At 67.5% G+C, this 19,471-nt stretch carries 14 protein-coding genes; 6 read left to right on the top strand and 8 right to left on the bottom strand.

From position 1 onward, the window contains the following. Window positions 1-21: 21 nt before the first annotated feature. The 6 genes from DB31_RS35165 to DB31_RS35140 form a co-directional block, all read right to left on the bottom strand. Window positions 22-2,151 (bottom strand): catalase, encoded by a 2,130-nt coding sequence (locus tag DB31_RS35165; protein WP_044196266.1) that lies wholly within the window; start codon window positions 2,149-2,151, stop codon window positions 22-24. Window positions 2,152-2,254: 103 nt separating this feature from the next. After that, window positions 2,255-3,886 (bottom strand): outer membrane protein assembly factor BamB family protein, encoded by a 1,632-nt coding sequence (locus DB31_RS35160; RefSeq protein ID WP_044196421.1) that lies wholly within the window; start codon window positions 3,884-3,886, stop codon window positions 2,255-2,257. A gap of 122 nt (window positions 3,887-4,008) precedes the next feature. Beyond that, window positions 4,009-5,013 (bottom strand): patatin-like phospholipase family protein, encoded by a 1,005-nt coding sequence (locus DB31_RS35155; RefSeq protein WP_052420499.1) that lies wholly within the window; start codon window positions 5,011-5,013, stop codon window positions 4,009-4,011. An 82-nt stretch (window positions 5,014-5,095) separates the two neighbouring features. Next, window positions 5,096-6,088, bottom strand: a complete 993-nt coding sequence (locus tag DB31_RS35150) for a ParB/RepB/Spo0J family partition protein (RefSeq protein ID WP_044196264.1) — start codon at window positions 6,086-6,088, stop codon at window positions 5,096-5,098. A 54-nt stretch (window positions 6,089-6,142) separates the two neighbouring features. Continuing rightward, on the bottom strand, window positions 6,143-7,504 hold the full coding sequence (locus DB31_RS51370) for a TldD/PmbA family protein (RefSeq protein WP_276203674.1): 1,362 nt from the start codon (window positions 7,502-7,504) through the stop codon (window positions 6,143-6,145). A 10-nt stretch (window positions 7,505-7,514) separates the two neighbouring features. Beyond that, on the bottom strand, window positions 7,515-8,996 hold the full coding sequence (locus tag DB31_RS35140; RefSeq protein ID WP_044196262.1) for a TldD/PmbA family protein: 1,482 nt from the start codon (window positions 8,994-8,996) through the stop codon (window positions 7,515-7,517). Between the two features lie 165 nt (window positions 8,997-9,161). Here DB31_RS35140 and DB31_RS35135 point away from each other — a divergent pair, with 165 nt between their 5' ends. The 5 genes from DB31_RS35135 to DB31_RS50910 all read left to right on the top strand — a co-directional run bounded on the left by DB31_RS35135 (window position 9,162) and on the right by DB31_RS50910 (window position 16,127). Next, on the top strand, window positions 9,162-11,276 hold the full coding sequence (locus tag DB31_RS35135) for an FHA domain-containing protein (protein WP_044196260.1): 2,115 nt from the start codon (window positions 9,162-9,164) through the stop codon (window positions 11,274-11,276). A 73-nt stretch (window positions 11,277-11,349) separates the two neighbouring features. Then, entirely contained in the window at window positions 11,350-12,687 is a 1,338-nt protein-coding gene (locus DB31_RS35130) for a cyclic nucleotide-binding domain-containing protein (protein ID WP_044196258.1), read from the top strand. 16 nt (window positions 12,688-12,703) lie between these two features. Continuing rightward, entirely contained in the window at window positions 12,704-13,195 is a 492-nt protein-coding gene (locus DB31_RS35125; RefSeq protein WP_044196256.1) for a hypothetical protein, read from the top strand. 19 nt (window positions 13,196-13,214) lie between these two features. After that, on the top strand, window positions 13,215-14,531 hold the full coding sequence (locus DB31_RS35120) for an MFS transporter (protein ID WP_044196254.1): 1,317 nt from the start codon (window positions 13,215-13,217) through the stop codon (window positions 14,529-14,531). A gap of 408 nt (window positions 14,532-14,939) precedes the next feature. Continuing rightward, the gene (locus tag DB31_RS50910; protein ID WP_044196252.1) at window positions 14,940-16,127 is read left to right on the top strand and encodes a choice-of-anchor A family protein; all 1,188 of its coding nucleotides are present in this window, start codon (window positions 14,940-14,942) and stop codon (window positions 16,125-16,127) included. A 66-nt stretch (window positions 16,128-16,193) separates the two neighbouring features. Here the strand turns inward: DB31_RS50910 and DB31_RS35110 are convergent, their stop codons facing one another. Further along, window positions 16,194-17,798, bottom strand: a complete 1,605-nt coding sequence (locus DB31_RS35110; protein ID WP_044196250.1) for a tetratricopeptide repeat protein — start codon at window positions 17,796-17,798, stop codon at window positions 16,194-16,196. A gap of 147 nt (window positions 17,799-17,945) precedes the next feature. On the opposite strand from DB31_RS35110, the gene DB31_RS35105 reads away from it, so the two are divergent. Further along, the gene (locus tag DB31_RS35105) at window positions 17,946-18,920 is read left to right on the top strand and encodes a homoserine kinase (protein WP_044196248.1); all 975 of its coding nucleotides are present in this window, start codon (window positions 17,946-17,948) and stop codon (window positions 18,918-18,920) included. 34 nt (window positions 18,921-18,954) lie between these two features. On the opposite strand, the gene DB31_RS35100 is transcribed toward DB31_RS35105, so the two are convergent. Further along, window positions 18,955-19,419: a YybH family protein gene (locus DB31_RS35100; protein ID WP_044196246.1), complete on the bottom strand. Its 465-nt coding sequence runs from the start codon at window positions 19,417-19,419 to the stop codon at window positions 18,955-18,957. Window positions 19,420-19,471 lie beyond the last annotated feature (52 nt).

Below are 19,471 nucleotides of genomic sequence, written 5' to 3'. Positions count from 1 at the left end.
CCCCGACGGACCACGGAGTGGCTAGGCCGGCGGCGGCGCCTCGCGATCCCAGTTGCGGTGCGCGGCGATGGCGGTGATGAAGTTCTTGGTGAACTTCTTCATGTCGCCCTTGGCGCTCTGGACGATGCCCGGATCCGCGTCCAGGGGCTGGGCCGCGGGGGCCTGGTGCAGGCCGGCGGCCTCCAAGAGCTGCGTGCCCTCGCCCGAGAGGCCCACGGCTTTGCAGTGCCGGTAGGCGTCACGGATGAACTCCATCGCGTCCGCGAGCTGCTTGATCGTGGCCACGCTCTTCTCGCCGCCGGGGGCGTAGATGGCGTCGTACAGCACTGAGGACGCCGTGAGGAACGTCTTCTCCGGCATCGCCTCTTCGCCCTCCTGGCTCTTGACGGGGCCCAGCTTGGGGGCCACCAGCTCCACGATGGCGCCGCCCGCCACCAGCGCCTTCTTCACCGCGTTCACCTCCAGAGCGGAGAACCCGTCGGCCACCATGACGGCGATCTTCCGCGTCTGGATGGAGTCCTTCGGCGTGTTCAGCATGCTCAAAGAGGGCGCGGTGGTGATCGCGTTGCGCTTCTTGTCGCCCTTGGGCGGCTTGACGGCCTTGGGGGCCGGCACGCCCACGGCCAGGGCCACGCGGGTGGCGAGCTCCGTGTCGATGTTCGCGAGGATCTGGTTCACCACGCGCTCACGGACCTCCGGGCGCTCCACCTTGCCAAGCTCGAACTGCAGCGCGGCGATGAGGTGCTGCTGCTCCGGCCGGCTGAGGCTCTTGAAGAAGAGCGTGGCCTGGCTGAAGTGATCGCTGAAGCTCTCGCTGCGTTGGCGGACCTTGTTGCCCTCCATGCGCTCCGGGTGGTGCCGGAAGGCCTGTTGCGGGTTGGCCATGAAGGGGCACCCGCCGCCCAGCGAGTTGGGGTGGTAGTTGGCACGGCCCGTGTTGATGGTGTCGCGGTGGAACCCGTCCTGCTGGTGGTTGTGCACCGGCGCCACCGGCCGGTTGATGGGAATCTCCGCGAAGTTGGGGCCGCCCAACCGCGTCAGCTGCGTGTCCAGGTACGAGAAGAGCCGCGCCTGCATCAGCGGATCATTGGTGAAGTCGATCCCCGGCACCACGTTGCTCACGCAGTAGGCCACCTGCTCGGTCTCCGCGAAGAAGTTGTCCGGGTTGCGGTTGAGCACCATCTTGCCCACCCGCTGCACAGGCACTTGCTCCTCGGGCAGCAGCTTCGTCGCATCCAGCAGGTCGAAGCCGTACTTCTGCGCGTCTTCCTCGGAGACGATCTGCAGGCCCAGCTCGTACTCGGGGAAGTTGCCGGACTCGATGGCTTCCCAGAGATCGCGCCGGTGGAAGTCCGGATCCTTGCCGGAGATCTTCTGCGCCTCGTCCCACACCAGTGCGTGGGTGCCCAGCAGGGGCTTCCAGTGGAACTTCACCAGGTGCGACTTGCCCTGCGCGTTGATCAGCCGGAAGGTGTGAACGCCGAACCCCTCCATCATCCGGTAGCTGCGAGGCAGGGCGCGATCCGACATGGTCCACATGATCATGTGGGCTGTCTCCGGCACCAGCGAGACGAAGTCCCAGAACGAGTCATGCGCCGAGGCAGCCTGCGGCATCTCGTGGTGCGGCTCGGGCTTCACCGCGTGGACGACATCCGGGAACTTGATGCCGTCCTGGATGAAGAAGACGGGGATGTTGTTGCCCACCAGGTCGAAGTTGCCCTCGGGGGTGTAGAACTTGGTGGCGAAGCCGCGCACGTCGCGCACGGTGTCCGCCGAGCCGCGCGAGCCCGCAACCGTGGAGAACCGGACGAACACCGGCGTCTTCAAGGAGGGATCGTTGAGGAACTTCGCCTGCGTGTACTTCTCCAGGGGCTTGTAGACCTGGAAGTAGCCGTGGGCGGCGGAGCCGCGCGCGTGCACCACGCGCTCCGGGATGCGCTCGTGGTCGAAGCGGGTCATCTTCTCGCGGAAGTGGAAGTCCTCCAGCAGCGTGGGCCCCCGGACGCCCGCCTTCAGCGAGTCATCCGTGTGCGAGATGGGGATGCCTTGATCCGTGGTGAAGGTTTGGTTCTCGGGACGCTCCCGGAAGGTCTCGAGGCTCTCGGTCTTGCCGTTGGAAGCGGTCTTCGGAGGCGCTTTGCGCGGTGCCATAAGGTCCCATGGAGAGAGAAAGGGGCTGGAACCTGGGGATTCCCCTTCCTTCTCGCAATGTGCGCTGTCTCCTCTCTGACAGGGGATCTGCGGGGTGTCGGGCTCAGCGCAAACGCAGGCCGTGGATCCAGTTGCCGCGGGTGGCCAGCACCGCCAGATCGCCGAAGATGGCAGGGGAGGCCTCGATCAGGCCTTCGAGCTTGAGCGAGTCCAGCTCCTCCCCGGTGCGAGCATCGAGCAGGTGCACCGTGCCCATGATGTCGCCTTGGAGGATGAAGGAGTGGCCTTCGTCGTCCTTGCAGGAGGTGGGCGAGGACCAGGCGTAGTTGTCCAGGGGCTTGCGCCAGACCTCCTCGCCGGTGGCCTTGCTGAGCGCGACCATGAGGCCATCGTTGAAGCCTGGGCAGCGGGAGAGCGTGAAGACGACGCGGTCGCCCACGTCGCCCGTGCCGACCATGGGGGTGGCGAAGGTGCCCGCGTCGATCTTCTTCGGCCCACTGCGCGAGCCCTCGCAGGGATAGGAGCGCTCCCAGAGGACCTTGCCGGTGAGCCCATCCAGCTTGCGCAGCCACGCCTTGCCTTTGGGGCCTGTCTTGTCCACCTCGGTGCCGGTGTAGAGGACCGGGCGGCCGTTCTCGAGCTCCACGGGGATGCTGGCGTCGGTGTCGTCGCCCGCATCGAAGGTCCACATAGGCTTGAAGGTGCGCAGGTCCATGCCCTGCACAGTGCCTCCGTTGTCGGCGAAGAAGGCCAGGTTGCCCATCACGGAGATGGAGTTCTCGATGCCGTAATGCGGGGTGCCCTCGGGGGTGTAGCGGTAGCGGAGCACCTCGGGGCGGACCTTGAGCTTGAGCTTGATGGCGTCGAAGCTCGTGTTGAGCTTCAGGGAGTAGAGCAGCCCGTTCTCGCCGCCCAGGAGGTAGCTGTCCGTGGTGCGATTGAGCAGGCCCGAGCTGTCGAAGGCACCCCAGCTGCGCGGCGACGCCTTGTCCTTGCCGGGGAGGAAGAAGACCTCTTTGTGCGTGATGAGATCGTAGACGTGCAGGCCGATGGCCTTCTTCTTCCGAGGGATGCCCTGTCCGACGAAGAGCAGGGGATAGCCACGCGGATCGAGCGAGACGCTGCCCTTGATGGGGTTGCCGGTGTCGATGGGCGGGCGCGTGGGCTTGCCGGTGCGCAGATCCAGGAAGTACACGGAGCCGTCGAGTGAGCCTTGGATGACCTCGACGAAGCCCTTCTCCAAACGTCGGCGGCCCAGGCGCCCCATCGAATGGCGGATGACGTCCGGCCACTGGACGATGACGGGCTGGCCCGTCCAGCCGGCGCCGCCGAACCAGGGTGGCAAGCCGCGAGAGGTGTTGAAGGTCCAGATGCGCTCGAGCTTGTGCTCGCGCATGGGACAGGTGCCCCAGGCGCCGCCGGTGCGCGAGGGCCCACCGCGGAAGGTGAAGACGCCGGCGGCCTCCGTGTAGCGCTCGGGGAAGACCTGGGACATCCGCGAGGGCGGAGCGTCGAGCTCCTCGCCTTTCAAGGAGAGGTGGTAGCTGGCGAGCTGAGTGGTATCGCTCTCGGGGGTGAAGACGCGGGGCGGGGACCGGGCCGGCAGGGTGGGGGAGGGGCGCGTGGTGACAGGCGCCGGAGCAGGAGCGGGTACTGGCGGCGTGGCGGCGGGTGAGAGAGCGGGAGCAGGAGGCGGCGCTTCAGGAGGAGGGGGCGGGGTGCGGCAGGAGGCCACGAGACAGCTCCCCAGCAGGACCACGAGCGCTCGGGTTCGCCAGTGCTCTCCTGCCCGTGCGTTCCTCGCACCTGCCACGCCCGCTGCCACGTCTAGATCTCCGCTGTGCCCGAGAGGTGCGCTCAGCTGGCCACCGCGCGTTGAGCGGCTGCTGCCGCCTTCTGCTCGGCGTTCTTGAACCACGCGGTGGTGGCGAGGACACCGTTGTCGACCAGCTTCTGCTTCAGCTCATCGGACAAGGTGAAGTCCGTGGTGGAGACGTTCGCGTTGTCGATGAAGACGGTGCGCTGGATGGAGTCCGGATCCAGGTGGAGCAGGTTGCTGGCGCCGAGCATGAAGTTGAACAGCGCCTTCGTGTAGGTCTTCAGATCGGAGACGGAGACGGGGAGCGGCAGCCCATCCTTCTCCAGGCGCTGGATCTGCTCTGGGGTGCCGAGGCTGAAGCCGAGTGTCTCTGCGCACACGCCCACGTCGATGGACACAGGCGGCTTGCCGATGACGGGTTGGCGGATGAGCCCGTCGAAGAGATCGATGGGATAGTTCCAGGAGACGCCGCCGTCCACGTAGAGGTCCCCGTTGAACGGGAAGGCCTCGAAGAAGAGCGGGATGCTCATGGACATGCGGACGGCCTGCCACAGCGGCACGTCCGGGTAGGTCTGCGCCGAGAACACCTCCGGCACCTGGCGGTTGAGGTTCGTGGCCACCACATAGAGGTTGCAGAAGTGCTCGGGCTGCTGGGCCGCGAGCGCGGACAGTTGCGAGAAGGTGAGGTCCGGCATGGCGGTGCCGGTCACCCTCTTGGTGATGTCACTGATTTGCTGGCGGCACCACTGCTGGAACTCCTCGCCCTTGTGGATGCCATAGCCTTCGTAAAGGCGGACCGCGCCGCCGATGAATTTGCCCCGGCCATCCATGAACGATGCGAAGTCCGTGCTACCCAGGATGGCATGCATCTCCTCGGCGGTGCTGCCCACGGCCACGAGCGCGGCGGTGATGGCGCCTGCGGAGGTTCCTGCCACGTTCTCGACCGAGCGCAGCAGGTTGCGGGCCTGGAGCACCTGGAGGGCGCCAACGTAGGCGATGCCTTTGACACCGCCGCCTTGGAAGACGAGGTTCTTGATGGCCATGGCGCGAGCTTAGGGCAGGGCCAAGCGGGCTTCCAATCAGCGCTCCTGTGGGACAGCCGCGTGCCTGAGCAAGCCTGGCCGCCTACTCCTCGTCCGGCTCTGCGCCGCCCGCGCCGCCCATGCGGGTGATGTCGTCCTTGTTGACCTTGTCCACGTTGAACTTCTGGGCGCTGGCGATCATCTTCGACACGGTGGGGTCGAACTCGACGGGGCTGTCGTCCTTCTTGAAGCGCAGGAAGTTGATGCGGGCCACGACGAAGTTCTTCAGGTAGGGGCTCTGGAAGCCCTTGTCCTTGAGCGAGGTGACGACACGAGCGACGGCGTCATCCAGTTCCAGGAGCTTGTCGGCGCGAGCCTCGCGGACCTTGAGGGCCTCGGCCATGGGGAGGTCCAGGAAGCGCTCGGCGCGCTTGACGAAGGGGTGGTAGGCGCCTGCTGCGAACCGAGGCCGCTTCTCGTAGGCAGCGCCGAGGGTGATGAAGGAGGGCTCCTCGAAGAGGTTGGCGAAGTCGGCCTCGCGTCCAGCGCGCGAGCCGGTGAGGCCGCGGTGCATGCGGATGACCTCGAGCGAGCGCTCCTTGAGGTTGTGGGCCTTCTCGGTGTTGAGCGCGAGGATCTGGTAGGCGACGTCCTCCTCGGGCAGCACGAGCGCGACGATGGACTTGGCGCCCAGGAGCCTGGAGGCGTTGAGGCGGTGGTTGCCGTTGGGGGTCCAGTACTTGTCGTCCTTGCGAACGGCGATGACGGGATCGAGGAAGCGATCCAATCGCTCCATGGCATTGGCGAGCCGCTTGACGTGAGGCTCGGACAGGTCGCGCTGGTAGGGAGTGGGCTCGACCTTGTCGATGGGGAGCACGGCGAACACCACGGAGTGGGCGCCGAGCGGATCGCGGTACACCGAGAGCACCTGGCCACCGTCCTGCTGGATGGCCTGGATGAGCTCGGTGGGTTGCGAGGCAGCCTCACTGGCGACCTCGGCGGCAGTGAGTCCTCGCGAGCGCGGCTCTGCCTTCTTGCGGCGCGGCTTGCGCGGAGTGGTGCTACGGGCCTTGGTGCCTGCCTTCTTCGCTGCCATGTCCTCCCCCTCGTCACTGCGTGGACTGCGAACTGGAAAGCGTGAAGCTCCGGGTCAGTCGCCGGAGACCGTGAGCTGCTTGAACCGCAGGGTAGGGGCTCCCACCGAGCCGCGGAACTGGAGATCGCTACCGATCGCTTCCACGTCTTGCAGCATCTGCAGCAGGTTGCCCGCCACCGTCACCTCCTGCACCGGGTACGCCAGTTCCCCGTTTTCGATCCACAGCCCGTTGGCACCGCGCGAGTACTCGCCCGTCACCGGATCCGCCCCGCGCCCCAGCATCGCCGTGACGTAGAAGCCGTTCTTTACCTCGCGGATCAGCTCCTCCGGTGGCCGCGTCCCAGGCTCCAGGTACAGATTGTTCGTCCCGATGTGCGGCAGCGAGTTGTACCCGCGCGACGCATTCCCTGTCGTCTTCGCCTTCGCCTTGCGCGCCGTGAACGAGTCATACAGGTAGCTGCGCAGCACCCCCTTCTCCAGGATCGGTGTGCGCCGTGTAGCCACGCCCTCTCCATCGAAGGGCGCCGTGCTCAGCCCCCGCTTCAACAAGCCGTCGTCCACCACCGTCACCGTGTCCGGCGCCAGCCGCTTCCCCAGCTTCCCAACGAAGATGCTCGAGTTCTTGTAGATGGCGTTCCCATCCGCCGCCGCCGCCACGTTCCCCACGAACGACGCCGACATCAGCGGATCGAAGATCACCGGCACCTGCTGGCTCTTCACCCGCCGAGCCCCCAGCATTCGTACCGCCCGCCGCGCCGCCTCGCGCCCCACCGACTCCGGCGTCTCCAGATCCCCCAGGAACCGCTTGTAATCAATCCACGAGCTCGTCTGGAGCTGGCCGTTCTCCGACGCCACCGGCGACGCGTACAGGTACACGTACGTCCCCGAGTACCCCGCCGTCAGCCCCTCGGTCGAGGCCACGTACACCTCGGACACGTAGTCCCCAGCGCCCACGCTCGAGAAGGTGGCGATACGCGCGTCCACCGCCTTGCCCGCCTTCTCCATCTCCAGCGCGGCCTTGATCTTCCAGTCCCCGGCCAGCTCCGCTACCGCCGGATCGAACAGCTCGCCCGTCTCCGCGAGCTTCCCCAGATCCTTCGCCGAGGGCAGCCCGTTCAGCTTGTTCGGCGCCGCTGTCTGCGCCAGCTGCAACGCCCGGTCCACGAAGCTGTCCAGCGACGCGGGCTCGAAGTCCGACGTGTATGCGAACCCCAAGCGGTTGTCCTTCGTGATGACCCGCAGGCCCACGCCCTTGCTCGAGGCCTCCGTCAGATCCTCGATCTCCCCATCCCGCACGCTGCAGGAGCTCTGCCGCCCCACCTCGAGGAACGCCTCGGCCTGCTTCGCGCCCTTCTTCTTCGCCCGCTGGACAATGCGCTTCGCCAGTTGCTCGTAGTTGTTCACGGTGTTGTTCACGGCTCGCTCCTCAGGAGACCTTCGTCCCGCCCACCGTCATGTTGTCGATCCGCAGCGTCGGCAGACCCACGCCCACCGGCACGCTCTGCCCATCCTTGCCGCACGTCCCCATACCCGGGTCCGGCATCGGATCGCACCCCACGCGCGACACGTTCTTCAGCGCCTCGGGGCCCACGCCAATCAGGATCGCGTTCTTCACAGGCCGGCCAATCTTCCCGTCCTCGATCTGGTACGCCTCGCTCACCTCGAAGACGAAGTTGCCGTTGGTGATGTCCACCTGCCCGCCGCCGAATGTCGCGCAGTACAGCCCCTTCTTCACTTCCTTCACGATGTCCTCGGGCAGGTGGTCGCCCGGCGCCAGGTACGTGTTCGTCATGCGCGGCAGCGGCATGCTCTTGAAGGACTCGCGCCGCCCGCTGCCCGTGGTGCGCTGCCCCATCAGCTTCGCGTTCAGGCTGTCGTACATGTAGCCCTTCAGCACGCCCTTCTCGATCAGCACCTTGCGCTCACCCGCGTTGCCCTCGTCATCCACGTTGATCGAGCCGCGGCTGTTGGCCACCGTTCCATCGTCGATCACCGTCACCAGATCCGAGGCCACCTTCTGGCCCAGCTTCCCCGTGAACAGCGACGTGCCCTTGCGGATGAAGTCCGCCTCCAGACCGTGGCCCACCGCCTCGTGCAGCAGAATTCCGCTCCAGCCCGGCGCCAGCACCACCGTCTGCGGCCCCGCCTGGCACTCGGCCGCGCCCAGCGTCGCCACCGCCTGCCGCGCCGCCTCGCGCCCCACCTGCTCCGGAGTGAAGGCGTCGAAGTGGCTGAACGACACGCGGCCGCCGCCGCCGTACATGCCCGTGCGCCGCTCCTTGTTCTTCCCCTCGGCCACCACCTGGATGCCAATGCGGCACAGGTCCTGCGTGTCCTCGGTGTAATGGCCCAGCGTGTTCGCCACCGCGATCCGCTTCGTGTTGTCCGCGTAGCTGCCGTTCACCTGCTTCACCCGCGGATCGAACGCCCGCGCCGCCTTGTCCGCCCGCAGCACCAGCTCCGCCTTGCGCGCCACGTCCACGTCCGCCAGCGGCATCGCCACCTTGTAGTAGCTGGGCGAAGGCGTCCGGCTCACTTTGAAGCTCTGCTCCGAGCCCTTGCCCTGCGCAATCAGCGCCGCCGTGCGCGCCGCCCGCATCAGCGCCGGCTCGTCCAGGTCATCCGAGTACGCGTAGCCCACCTTCGCCCCGGAGATGACGCGCACGCCCACGCCCTGCATCAGCCCCGTCTGCGCGCTCTTGATGCGGGACTCCTCCAGCACCACCGCCGTGGTGAGTGCCCGCTCCACGTACACTTCGGCGAACTCACCGCCTCGCTCCATGGCGACCGCCAGCAGGCGCTCGATCAGCGCCTGGGGCAGCAGGGGGGCTGCCGCCGTCGGCCGGGTGGCCAGAGGGCCTAACTGGGCCGGGGTGGGGCGCTTCGTTCTCGCCGTCGCACGGGGCATTCGTATTCTCCAAGACACTGTGAAAAGTGGGGAAGACCCTAATGGGGGCCTATCCCACCGGCAACGGACAACGCACCCGGAGTGTTCCACTTGCCCCCCTATGCGCATTCCCCTGGTCGGGCGGGCGCTCTAAGATGCTCCGGCCTCCCAGACTGGCCTACACCCATGCCCCCTCGCCGACCGACTTCCTCTTCCCACGCGGATTCTTCGAAGCCCTCCGGTGGGGGAGCGAAGAACGATCACACCGAGCTCAAGCCCTCGCCCTACTACACGAGCCGCGCCCGCAAGAGCCGCCCCGCGCCGCCCGTGCCCGACGAGCCGGATGAGCCGTCCATGGATCCCCCTCGGGAGGAGGAGTACTACACCTCCAACCACTACCCGGCCGAGGGCGAGGAGGAGCCCGGCGAGGGCACCCCCGTCGCGGACGATCCCCGCGCCGTCTCCAAGGAATTTCAGGAGCTGGACGAGGACGGGCCCATCGAGGAGGACGACGACAACCCGGACTCCACTCGCGCGGGTCCGCCCATCTCCCTGCAAGTCATCGAAGGCCCGGATGCCGGCCGGAAGAAGCGCTTCAAGTCCGTGCGCATGGTGGTGGGGCGCGGCAAGGACGTGGACCTGAAGCTGACGGATCAGGCCGTCTCCCGCCGCCACCTGGAGCTGATCCACGGTGACAATGGCACGATGCTGCGCGACCTGGGCGGCGCCAGCGGCACCAAGGTCAACGACGAGCGCGTCGAGGAGAAGCAGCTCAAGCACGGCGACGAGATCGAGATCGGCCGCACGGTTCTGAAGTTCGTGGACGAGATCGAGGCCGTCAAGCAGTTCCGTGCCGAGCAGGACGCCAAGGATGCCGAGGCCAAGAAGAAGGCCGAGGAGGAGGCCAAGAAGAAGGCGGAGGAAGAGGCCAAGAAGAAGGCGGAGGCCGCCAACGCCTCCGCGGCCGCCAAGGGGGACGTGGATCCGAACGATCCGCGCCTGAAGGAGGGTACGGCCGTCCGCCCCGCGCTGGATTCAGTGCCCACCCGCCGGGGGCAGGGCAAGCTCGCCGACAAGAAGGTCCTCTACGCGGGCGGCGCCGGAGTGTTCCTGGTGGTGGTGGTGGTGGTGCTCATCATCATCTTCGCCAAGAAGGATCCGCCCGCGCCGCCTCCGGTCGATCCCAAGGAGCAGCTGGCCATCGCCAAGATGAACGCGGCGCGCAACGCCATCCGCGACGGCGATTACGCGGAGGCCGTCAAGCTCATCGAGGCCGCCGAGCGGCTCAAGCCCGGCATCGACGAGGAGGGGCTGGCCAAGGCGGCCCAAACTGAGGCGGCCGTCATGGAGGCCTTCAAGTCGGTGCGCGCGCTGATGGCCGAGGGCAACTACGCCGAGGCCCGCAGGGCGCTGGAGGCCTCCCCTGCGGGCACCACCACTAAGAGCGATGAGGAGCGCGCTGCGCTCGAGAAGGAACTCTCCCAAGCCGAGGCTGCCTTCTTCGCCAAGCGTGCCGAGGAACTGCTCGCGGCTGGGGACTTGGACGGGCTGCGGGCCCTCATTCCGAAGCTCCCCACGGACCTTCAGCCGCTCTACCGCGACAAGGCGGCGGAGCTCCAGGAGGCCCTGAATAAGGATGCCGCCGAGCAGGCCAAGCTGGAGAAGAACAACAAGGCGCTGGCCGCCAAGCGGGCCGCGGAGCGGCGCGCCCAGTTCATCGCGGATGCGTTCTCCAGCGTGGAGCGCAAGTTCGAGAACGGTGACTACGAGCGCGCCGTGCTCGAGTGCGATCGCGTCATCGAGGACAACAAGGGCGACGTCGAGATCCGCGAGCGCGCCAAGAACCTCAAGCGGCTGATTCCCCAGTTCGCCCGCTCCTACACGGACGCGCAGCGCAAGGTGCAGGCCAACTCCATGGAGACGGCCGTCCGTCCCCTCAAGAAGTCCGAGGAGATCTACCGGGAGATCGGCTTCAGGGGCGCCCTGCTGGACTCCATCCACGAGCAGCTCGCCGAGGCCTCCGTGCGCGCGGGCAAGTCCGCCCTGGCGCGCAATGATCTCGCCAGCGCGGGCCGTCTCTTCCGCGAGGCGCTGCGGCTCAACCCCGGAGACTCGCGCGCGACCGAGGCGCTCACCGGCATGCAGGACAAGGTGAACCAGCTGTACGAGCGCGCCTACATGGAGAAGGATCGCGATCCTCGGTCAGCAGCGGAAAAGTTCAGGATTGTCATCGACACGGCCGAGGAAGGCTCCGAGCTCCGCGAGAAGGCACAAAGCCAGTTGAACGAACTGAGTCCTTGAGTGCGGGACGGTGCGGTAAGGTGCCGCCCCGTCAGCCGCATTCCGTTCAAGACCTTCTTCGGGGAGAGCCTTCATGAGCGAGTCGTTGCGAGAACTCGGGATGGACCTGATCGAGGAGCGCCAGTTCGAGCGCGCCCTCGCTGTGTTCGCCGAGTCTGTCCGTCGCAGACCCGCGGATCACCGCTCGCGCATGCTCGCGGCGCGCTGCCTGGCGGAGCTGGGCGAGCGCGAGCGCGCAGTCACCGTGTACCACGCCTCCGCCGAGGGCCTCCTCCGGCGCGACTACCTGCTGTCCTCCATGGCGGCCTGCAAGCTGGGCCTGGAGCTGGCCCCCCAGGAGCGCCGCCTGAAGGACACGCTGGCACGCATCCACGCCCGCGCCGCGCGCAATGCCGCGGGCAAGGCCTCCGTGCCCCCGCCGCTGCCTCCGGACCCCATGTTTGATGGCAAGGTGGAGGCGGATCTGCTGGAGCTGATGGGCGAGGAGCTCATTGGCCGGGCCCTCGAGGTGCTGGCCGCGCCGGACCCGGGTGGCGTGGCCGATCCGAGCAGCCGCCCTCCGCTGCCGCTGTTCGCGGATCTGGACCGCGAGGTGTTCCTGGATCTGGTGCAGCGCATGGCCTGGAGGAGCGTGCCCGCAGGTACGGTGATCAGCCAGGAGGGTGACACGGGTGACGCCCTGTACGTCATCGTCGCGGGCAAGGCCGAGGTGACGCGCTTGGTGGAGGGGCAGCGCAAGGCGCTGGGCCGGCTGGGCGGCGGCTCCATCTTCGGCGAGCTGTCGCTCATCACCGGCACGCCGCCGACGGCCTCGGTGACCACCACGGTGGACACGGAGGTGTTCGAGATCCGCCGCGAGCACCTCAACGCGGTGGCGCGCACCTTCCCCTCGGTGCCGCAGGTGCTGGCCGAGTTCGCGCAGCAGCGCATGGCGCGCAACATGATGGCCACCTCGCCGCTGTTCCAGCAGCTGCCGGAGTCCGAGCGGGCCGCGCTGTTGGGGCGCTTCACCTTCAAGGCGCTGCAGCCTCGGGACAGGGCGCTCACGGAGGGCGAGCTGGCGCCCGGCCTCTTCCTGGTGCTGGCCGGCGAGCTGGTGGTGCAGAAGGAGGATCCGGCGGGTGGGGTGGTGAGCCTCGGCGTCCTGCGCGAGGGCGAGGTGGCCGGGGAGATCTCCCTGCTGATGGGCACTCCGGCGACGGCCACGGTGGTGGCCACGCGCAAGACGGCCACGGCCTTCATGGATCGCGCTGCGTTCGGCGAGCTGGTGAAGGAGTACCCGTCAGTGAAGACGTATCTGGAGCAGCTCTCGGAGCGCCGGCAGCGGCAGACGGCCGAGGCCCTGCGGCCCGCCGAGATCATCGACGCCGACGAGCTGGTGATCGAAGCCGACTCCGCCGGGGCGGCGTGAGCAGGCGAGGGCACCAGTGACGCTTCCAAGTTCGCGGGTGATCGGGGTGGCCCTGGCGCTGCTGGCCGCCGGGCTGGTGCTGTTCCTGTGGCCCACCCCGGAGCTGCCGGTCCAGGAAGCCATCACCCGGAAGATCATCGCCATGACACGCGCGGCCGAGGAGAAGGACGTGGCCGGGGTCATGGAGGGTGTCTCTGAGCGCTTCAAGGCCGGCCGGGGCTTCAGCAAGGAGCAGGTGAGGGGCGTGCTGGTGGCCCAGGTGCTGCGCGGGCAGTGGGTCCGCATCTTCCACACCGGGCTCGAGGTGACGGAGGTCTCCCCCACGCGCGGAGACTTCACGGTCCGGTTCATCTTCGCGCGCTCGGAGGCGCGGGAGCTGGAGCAGCTGGCGAAGGAGAGCGTCGTCGACGCCTGGAGCGTCGAAGGCTCCTTCGAGAAGGAGCAGGACGGGGAGTGGCGGGTGGTGGAGGCGCGCGATCGCCGGTTGGACCCCAGGGATTTGTTCTGAAAACAGGAGCCGTCGGTCGATGAGCACCCAGCGCGCGCCCTTCCGAGAGATCTTCGGGTGGGCGATGTTCGACTTCGCGAACTCGTCCTACACCACCGTCATCGTCACCGTGGCCTTCAGCGTGCTCTTCCCCAAGCTGATTGTCGGAGACGAGCGCGAGGGCAACTTCCTCTGGAGCATGGCGCTCTCCACCAGCCTGCTCCTGGTGGCGCTGAGCGGGCCGGTGCTGGGCTCGCTGATGGACTTCAGCGCCGCGAAGAAGAAGTTCCTGTTCGCCAGCTACCTGCTCACCGTGACGGCCACCGCCGCGCTCTACTTCGTCACGCCCGGCGCGGTGGCGCTCTGTTTCATCCTCATCGTGCTCTCCAACTTTGGCTTCTCGGTGGGGGAGAACTTCACCTCGGCGTTCCTGCCGGACCTGGGGCCGCCGGAGGAACTGGGGAAGATCTCCGGGCTGGCCTGGGGCGTCGGCTACCTGGGCGGCTTGCTGTCCACCGGCCTGGTCATGTTCCTCACCACGCCCCATGACGCGAGCAACCTCGAGGGCGTGCGGCTGATCGGCCCGCTCACCGGTGGCTTCTTCCTGCTGGCCGGCATCCCTACCTTCCTCCTGCTGAAGGAGCGCGGCACCCCCAGGGCCCTGCCGCCGGGGGAGAGCTACCTCGGCGCGGGCTTCCGCCGCATGAAGCAGACGCTGCGCGAGCTGACAGTCTTTCGCGACCTGATCGTCTTCCTCTTTTCCTTCTTCTTCTCCTACGCGGGGCTCTCCATCGTCATCAGCTTCGCCTTCATCTACGGCGATCAGGTGATCCGCTGGAGCCCGTCCTCCCAGGTGGCCATGTTCGTGCTCACGAACATCTCCGCTGCCGTGGGGGCCTGGATCTTCGGCTACATCCAGGACCGGATTGGTGACAAGCGGACCTACAGCATCACGCTGGTCATCTGGATGGTGGCCGTGGTGCTCCTGTGGGGCGCTCCGGGCCTGACGGACTGGATCAACGCCACGCTGGGGACCCAGTGGAGGGCGGAGCGGGTGTTCCTCAGCATCGGCGCCCTGGCCGGGCTGTGCCTGGGCTCCACCCAGTCCGCGGCCCGCGCCATCGTCGGCGTCTTCAGCCCCGAGTCCAAGGCCGGCGAGTTCTTCGGCTTCTGGGGCCTCTTCGGCAAGCTGTCCGCCATCTTCGGGCTCATGAGCCTGGGCTTCCTCCAGATCCACCTGGGGCTCCAGGGCTCGATCCTTCTGTGCGTGCTGTTCTTTTTCATCTCCCTGGTGATCGCCTTCTTCGTCGACGAGAAGCGCGGCCGGGCGATGGCCCGACAGCATGCAGGCGAGTAAGCGCTCGAAGCCCACTCCCGGCCCGCAACCGGGCTGAAAACGGCCAAGCTCAGCGTTCCTGTCAGGCACTTCACAAAAAAAGTGAAGTGCCTGAAGAGCCGTCGTTTATCCGCGTTTTACAAGGCTTGTCTGGTTTTGCGTTTTAGCCCCTCGTTCGTCCCGAGCGAGCTGAACCGGTAAATACTGACAAGACGAGTAATACAGGAAAACGTTAACGTCGCGTCTGCCGTTGTAGGCATAAAGATCACACAACACTTCAGATAGCAGCTGATCGGGTTAGTCCTTTAAGCTCACGGATGCATCAATACAGGGGGACGTTCCGTATTCTTGGAATACGGGCATTACTCACAACACTGATCCTATGCCTCACCCCGCGGTGCGGAGGTTGAGTCAGGGAGGAGAACGTCCGTGAAGAGTCAGTCCACCATCTATGGTTTTGTGTTTCTCGCCTTCACCGCATGCGGCGCGCCGGAGCTGACCGGGTCCGAAGTCCAGGAGGGTCATGCCCAAGCGTTGGCTGCGTATGACACGACGCCGCCGGAGAGCAGCCTTTTCATCGAGCAGACGCCGGACGCGAACGGCGAGTTTCACGGCAACGTGTCGATCCTCATCACCGCCACGGATGACTCGGCCGGGGTGGAGAGCATCTCCTGGTCCCTGAGCGGCGCGCAGACGGGCAGCGGCACCGGCAACGGCGGTTCCGTTTACGTCCCGGTCATCACCACCTTGGGGACGACCACGCTGACGTATTCCGCCAAGGATCGCGCCAGCAACTACGAGTCGGCCAAGACGCACACCATCGTCATCACCCCGTACATGGGGAACTGCCGGGACGTGGAGCTCAACGACTTCAACCTCTTCGTGACCGGCAACTACACCGGTGGCCATGACGTGCGCGGGAAGGTGGCGGCGGGCGGCGACATCTCCATGGACCACTTCACCGTGGCCGCGGAGATCCCCGACGACAACCTGGAGAACGCGCTGGTGGCCGGCGGCAACCTGAACATCAGCAACGGTGGCGTGTTCGGCAACGCGCACTACGACGGCAGCACCACGGCCAACGGCACGGTGACGTTCTACCGGGGCGCCCTGTCGCGCTACAGCTCGATCAACTTCCAGGAGCGCGCGGACGAGCTGGCGACGCTCTCGTGGGAGCTCTCCTCGCTGCAGCGCAACGGACAGACGCAGTTCCAGTCCTGGGGCGGCCTCTTCCTGCAGGGCTCCGATGCGCGGGTGAACGTGTTCTGGGTGGACGCCACGCAGCTGAGCGCCACCCGGTACTTCTCGCTCAACGTGCCCGGCGGCTCCACCGCGGTCATCAACGTCCTCGGTGACAGCCCGACGATCGCCAACTTCGCCAACGCGTACAGCGGCGTGGACGCCCGGAACGTCCTCTTCCACTTCCCGGATGCCACCACGATCACCGCGTACAACTACGGGTTCTTCGGCACCGTGCTGGCGCCCAATGCGGACTTCAACTTCAGCAACGGCAGCTTCGATGGCGGCATCTACGCCAAGTCGCTGACGGGCAACGCCGAGGGCCACCTGGCCCCGCTGAAGCCCTTCGTCATCTGCGGCGGCGGCGTCGGCACCTGATCGGCGAACGCCTCGGAGATTGAAGTTTCAGGGAAGGGCCCGTGGGAGACCGCGGGCCCTTCTTTTTTACCTGAGCAGCGAGTCCGTTTCTGTCTTCCAGGTCTTCGCCATGGAGGATTGCCCGGCGGCCGTCAGCCTCTTGCCGATGTCCGCCGCGCGCGCCTGGAGCTGCTCCAGAGGCACCTTCCGAGCCCGATCCCGGCTGAGCGCCACGTAGTGGTGCTGCAGGCCCGTGGCGTAGTCCCCCTGGCCGAAGAGGGCCTCGCCCATGGCCGCGTAGGCGTCCGGCAGCGGGCCCGCGCCCGTCTCCGGCGTCACCGCCGCGAGCACCTCGCGCGCCCCCGTGTAGTCCTTGCGCGCCAGCAGCAGCGCGCCCTTGGCGTACTGCGCTCGCGCCAACGCGGCGCCCTTCACGGCGATCGCCCGCTCATAGGCCGCCTGCGCCTCGTCCTGTCGGCCCGCCGCCTCCAGCATGCCGCCGCGCGCCAGCCAGTAGCGGTCGTCCCGCTCCAGCGCGCTCACGGTCTTGCCCTCGCCCGCGGGGACTTGCACGTCGCGGAACACCGTCTCGTACGCGTCCATCAGCGCCAGTGCCCCCGCTCCGTCCCCCGCCTGCTGGAGCGACTTCGCGCCCTCCAGGTAGAACAGGGGCGCAGTCCGGTGCTTCGCCACCGCCGCCTCGAAGGCCGCCCGCGCGCCCGCATCCTTCTTCGCCGCCAGCGATCGGGCTCGCTCGAAGAGGGCCGGGGCATCCTCCGGCAGCAGCGCGAGCGCTGCGTCCGCCTGCTTCAGCGCGTCCTCTGGGTTGTCCCGGGCCAGCGCCAGCTCCGCTCGAGCCGCCAGCGCGCGCACCTTCAGCGCTGGAGACAGCTCCGCTTCATGCTCCTGCACCTCTTGCAGCATCCGCTCCGCGTCCGCCGGCCGCTCCCGCATATAAAGGAGGGCCAACGCCGCCGTCAGCTTCGACGGGAGGTGCTCCGCGTTGGCCGACAGCGCTCGGCCCACCGCTTCGCCAGCCTGGGCGTACAGCGCCTCCTCGAGCAGCGCCTCGCCGTAGGCCGCCGCGTAGCGCGGATCCCTCCAGCCGGCCTCGGTGGCGCGCGAGAAGGCCTGCCGCGCCGCCTGCAGGTTCCCCCGGGCCTGGTACGCCCTCGCCAGGGTGAGCCACAGCTTCGGGTTGCTGGCCCCGCGCTCGCGCAGCGCCGTCAGCGCCTGCTCGGCCTCGGCGGCCTTGCCCTCGGCCAGCAGGAGCCGGGCTCGCACCACCTTGGCGCCGTAGCGCTCCACGTCCTTGTTCTCCAGGGCCTCGGCGCGGGCCAGGTGCTCGCGGGCGTGAGCCTCGGCGCCCGGCTGGTGGTGATCCAGCCACAGCTCCGTTTGCAGCTCCGCGGCCAAGGCGTGCGCGCCATACATCTTGTCGTCCAGGGCGAAGAGGGTCTCCAGCTCCTTGAGCGCCTTCTCCAGATCCGCCGGGTTGCCGCGCTGGGCCAGCCCTTGGGCCGCCTTCAGCCGGGTGTCTGTCTCCTGGCGGACGCGGCCTCGGTGCACCACGAAGGCCACCGCCGCCCCCAGCAGGACGGCCACGAGCGCCACCTGGATCAGGGCGCTCGCCAGGCTCTCCTTTCGCTTCCAGTCCCTCGGCCCGACGTGACCGCCGTCTCCCATGCCCATGCGCGACTGCCTCCGGCCCGGAAAATTGAATGGTTTCGGACGTTTATGTTGATCAGAGAGCTGCGCCTAGATATGCCCGGCGTCGCTGGGTGTCAACGGAGGGGGGCTGCGAAGGGTTGAGTGGCTGTCCACTCCGGGAGGTTGCGCATGGCGGTGTACACGGTGCTGAAGCCCGAGGCGTTCACTCGGGTGGCCGAGGCGTACGGGCTGGGAGCGGTGCAGGAGGTGGTGGCCATCCCCGAGGGCTCCATCAACACCAACCACCGGATCCTCACGCCCGAGGGCAAGCTCTTCGTTCGGCACACCACGGTGCGCTCGGCGGAGGATCTGCGCTTCGAGGCAGCGCTGCTCACGCACCTCACCGAGTCCCACTTTCCCTCGCCCACGCTGCTGCTGACGAAGCAGGGGCAGCCCTTCCTGGAGCTGGAGGGCGGGCGGGTGAGCGTCTTCAAGTGGCTGGCGGGCGAGGAGCTCAAGCGCCCCCACATCACCGCGGAGCACACGGAGCGGCTGGGGCAGGAGCTGGGGAAGATGCACCGCATCACCCAGTCCTTCGGCGGCAGCCGGGACAACCCGTACAGCGCCGAGCAGGTGCGGAGCTGGCTGGCCGGGCTGCGCAACCACAAGGACGAAGAGGTGTCCTCCGCCGCGGACGAGCTGGAGGAGCATCTGGATCGGGCCGAGCGCGAGCGCTCCCATGGGCTGGAGCCGCGTGGCGTCATCCACGCGGACCTGTTCACGGACAACGTGAAGTGGCTGGCGGACCGGGTGGGGGCCTTCTTCGACTTCGAGATGGCGTGCAAGGACGCCTATGGCCTGGACGTGGTCATCACCCTGAACGCCTGGTGCTTCGACAACGGGGCGTACCTGCCGGGGCTGTGCCAGGCGTTCATTCGTGGGTACCTGGACTCGCGGCCGCTGGCGCCGGTGGAGCGGCAGAACCTGTTCGGCCACGCGCTCTTCGGGGCGGTGCGCTACACGGCGAGCCGCATCCGCGACTTCCACCTGTCGCCGCTGCCTCCCGAGCAGCTCACCCGGAAGGACTTCCGCACCTACCTGGCGCGCGCTCGGGCGCTGGACGCCATGGGACCCAAGGGCTTCCTCGCGCTGCTGGGGCTGTGAGCGCGAGGGGCTTGGGGCGGCTCAGTGCTGCGGCTCAGATGCCGGAGACGATCTTCCACTCGCCGTTGATCTTCTTGAACACCATCTGCTCCAGCTCGGAGTCGCTCTGGGCGCGGGTGGTGAGCGAGGGCAGGCGCCAGCTGGCGTTCCAGTAGTAGATGGCGGTGGCCACCTCGTCCTGGATGTCTACGCGGCGCACGTTCATCTCCACCTTCGGGCTGTCGAGTTTCGGGAAGGCGTTCGCCAGGCGCTCGGGGAGGTTGGCGTAGGTGAGATCGTCGTCAGGCGTCTCGGTGCCCGCGTCCTCCTTGAAGTCCTGGGAGACGAGCGCCTGGATGGCCTTGGCGTCCCGGGCCTCTATGGCGGTGCGGTAGCGCTCCATGATGGCAAGGATGGCGCGCGTGTCTTCGGTGTCGGGAAGCTCGGTGCCCGGGATGCGCCGGGTGGCGCAGGCCGCAGCCAGGAGCAGGGGAAGGACGAGAAGGGCTCGGAAGGTCATGGTTCGGTCGCCTCTAGGGGTGCAACCGCGCGGGTGTCAACTCATTCCCTGC

This window comes from Hyalangium minutum, from assembly GCF_000737315.1.
Taxonomy (GTDB): domain Bacteria; phylum Myxococcota; class Myxococcia; order Myxococcales; family Myxococcaceae; genus Hyalangium; species Hyalangium minutum.
The sequence above is the reverse complement of the archived record's forward strand: the minus strand, read 5'-3'. Positions and strand labels throughout refer to the sequence as shown.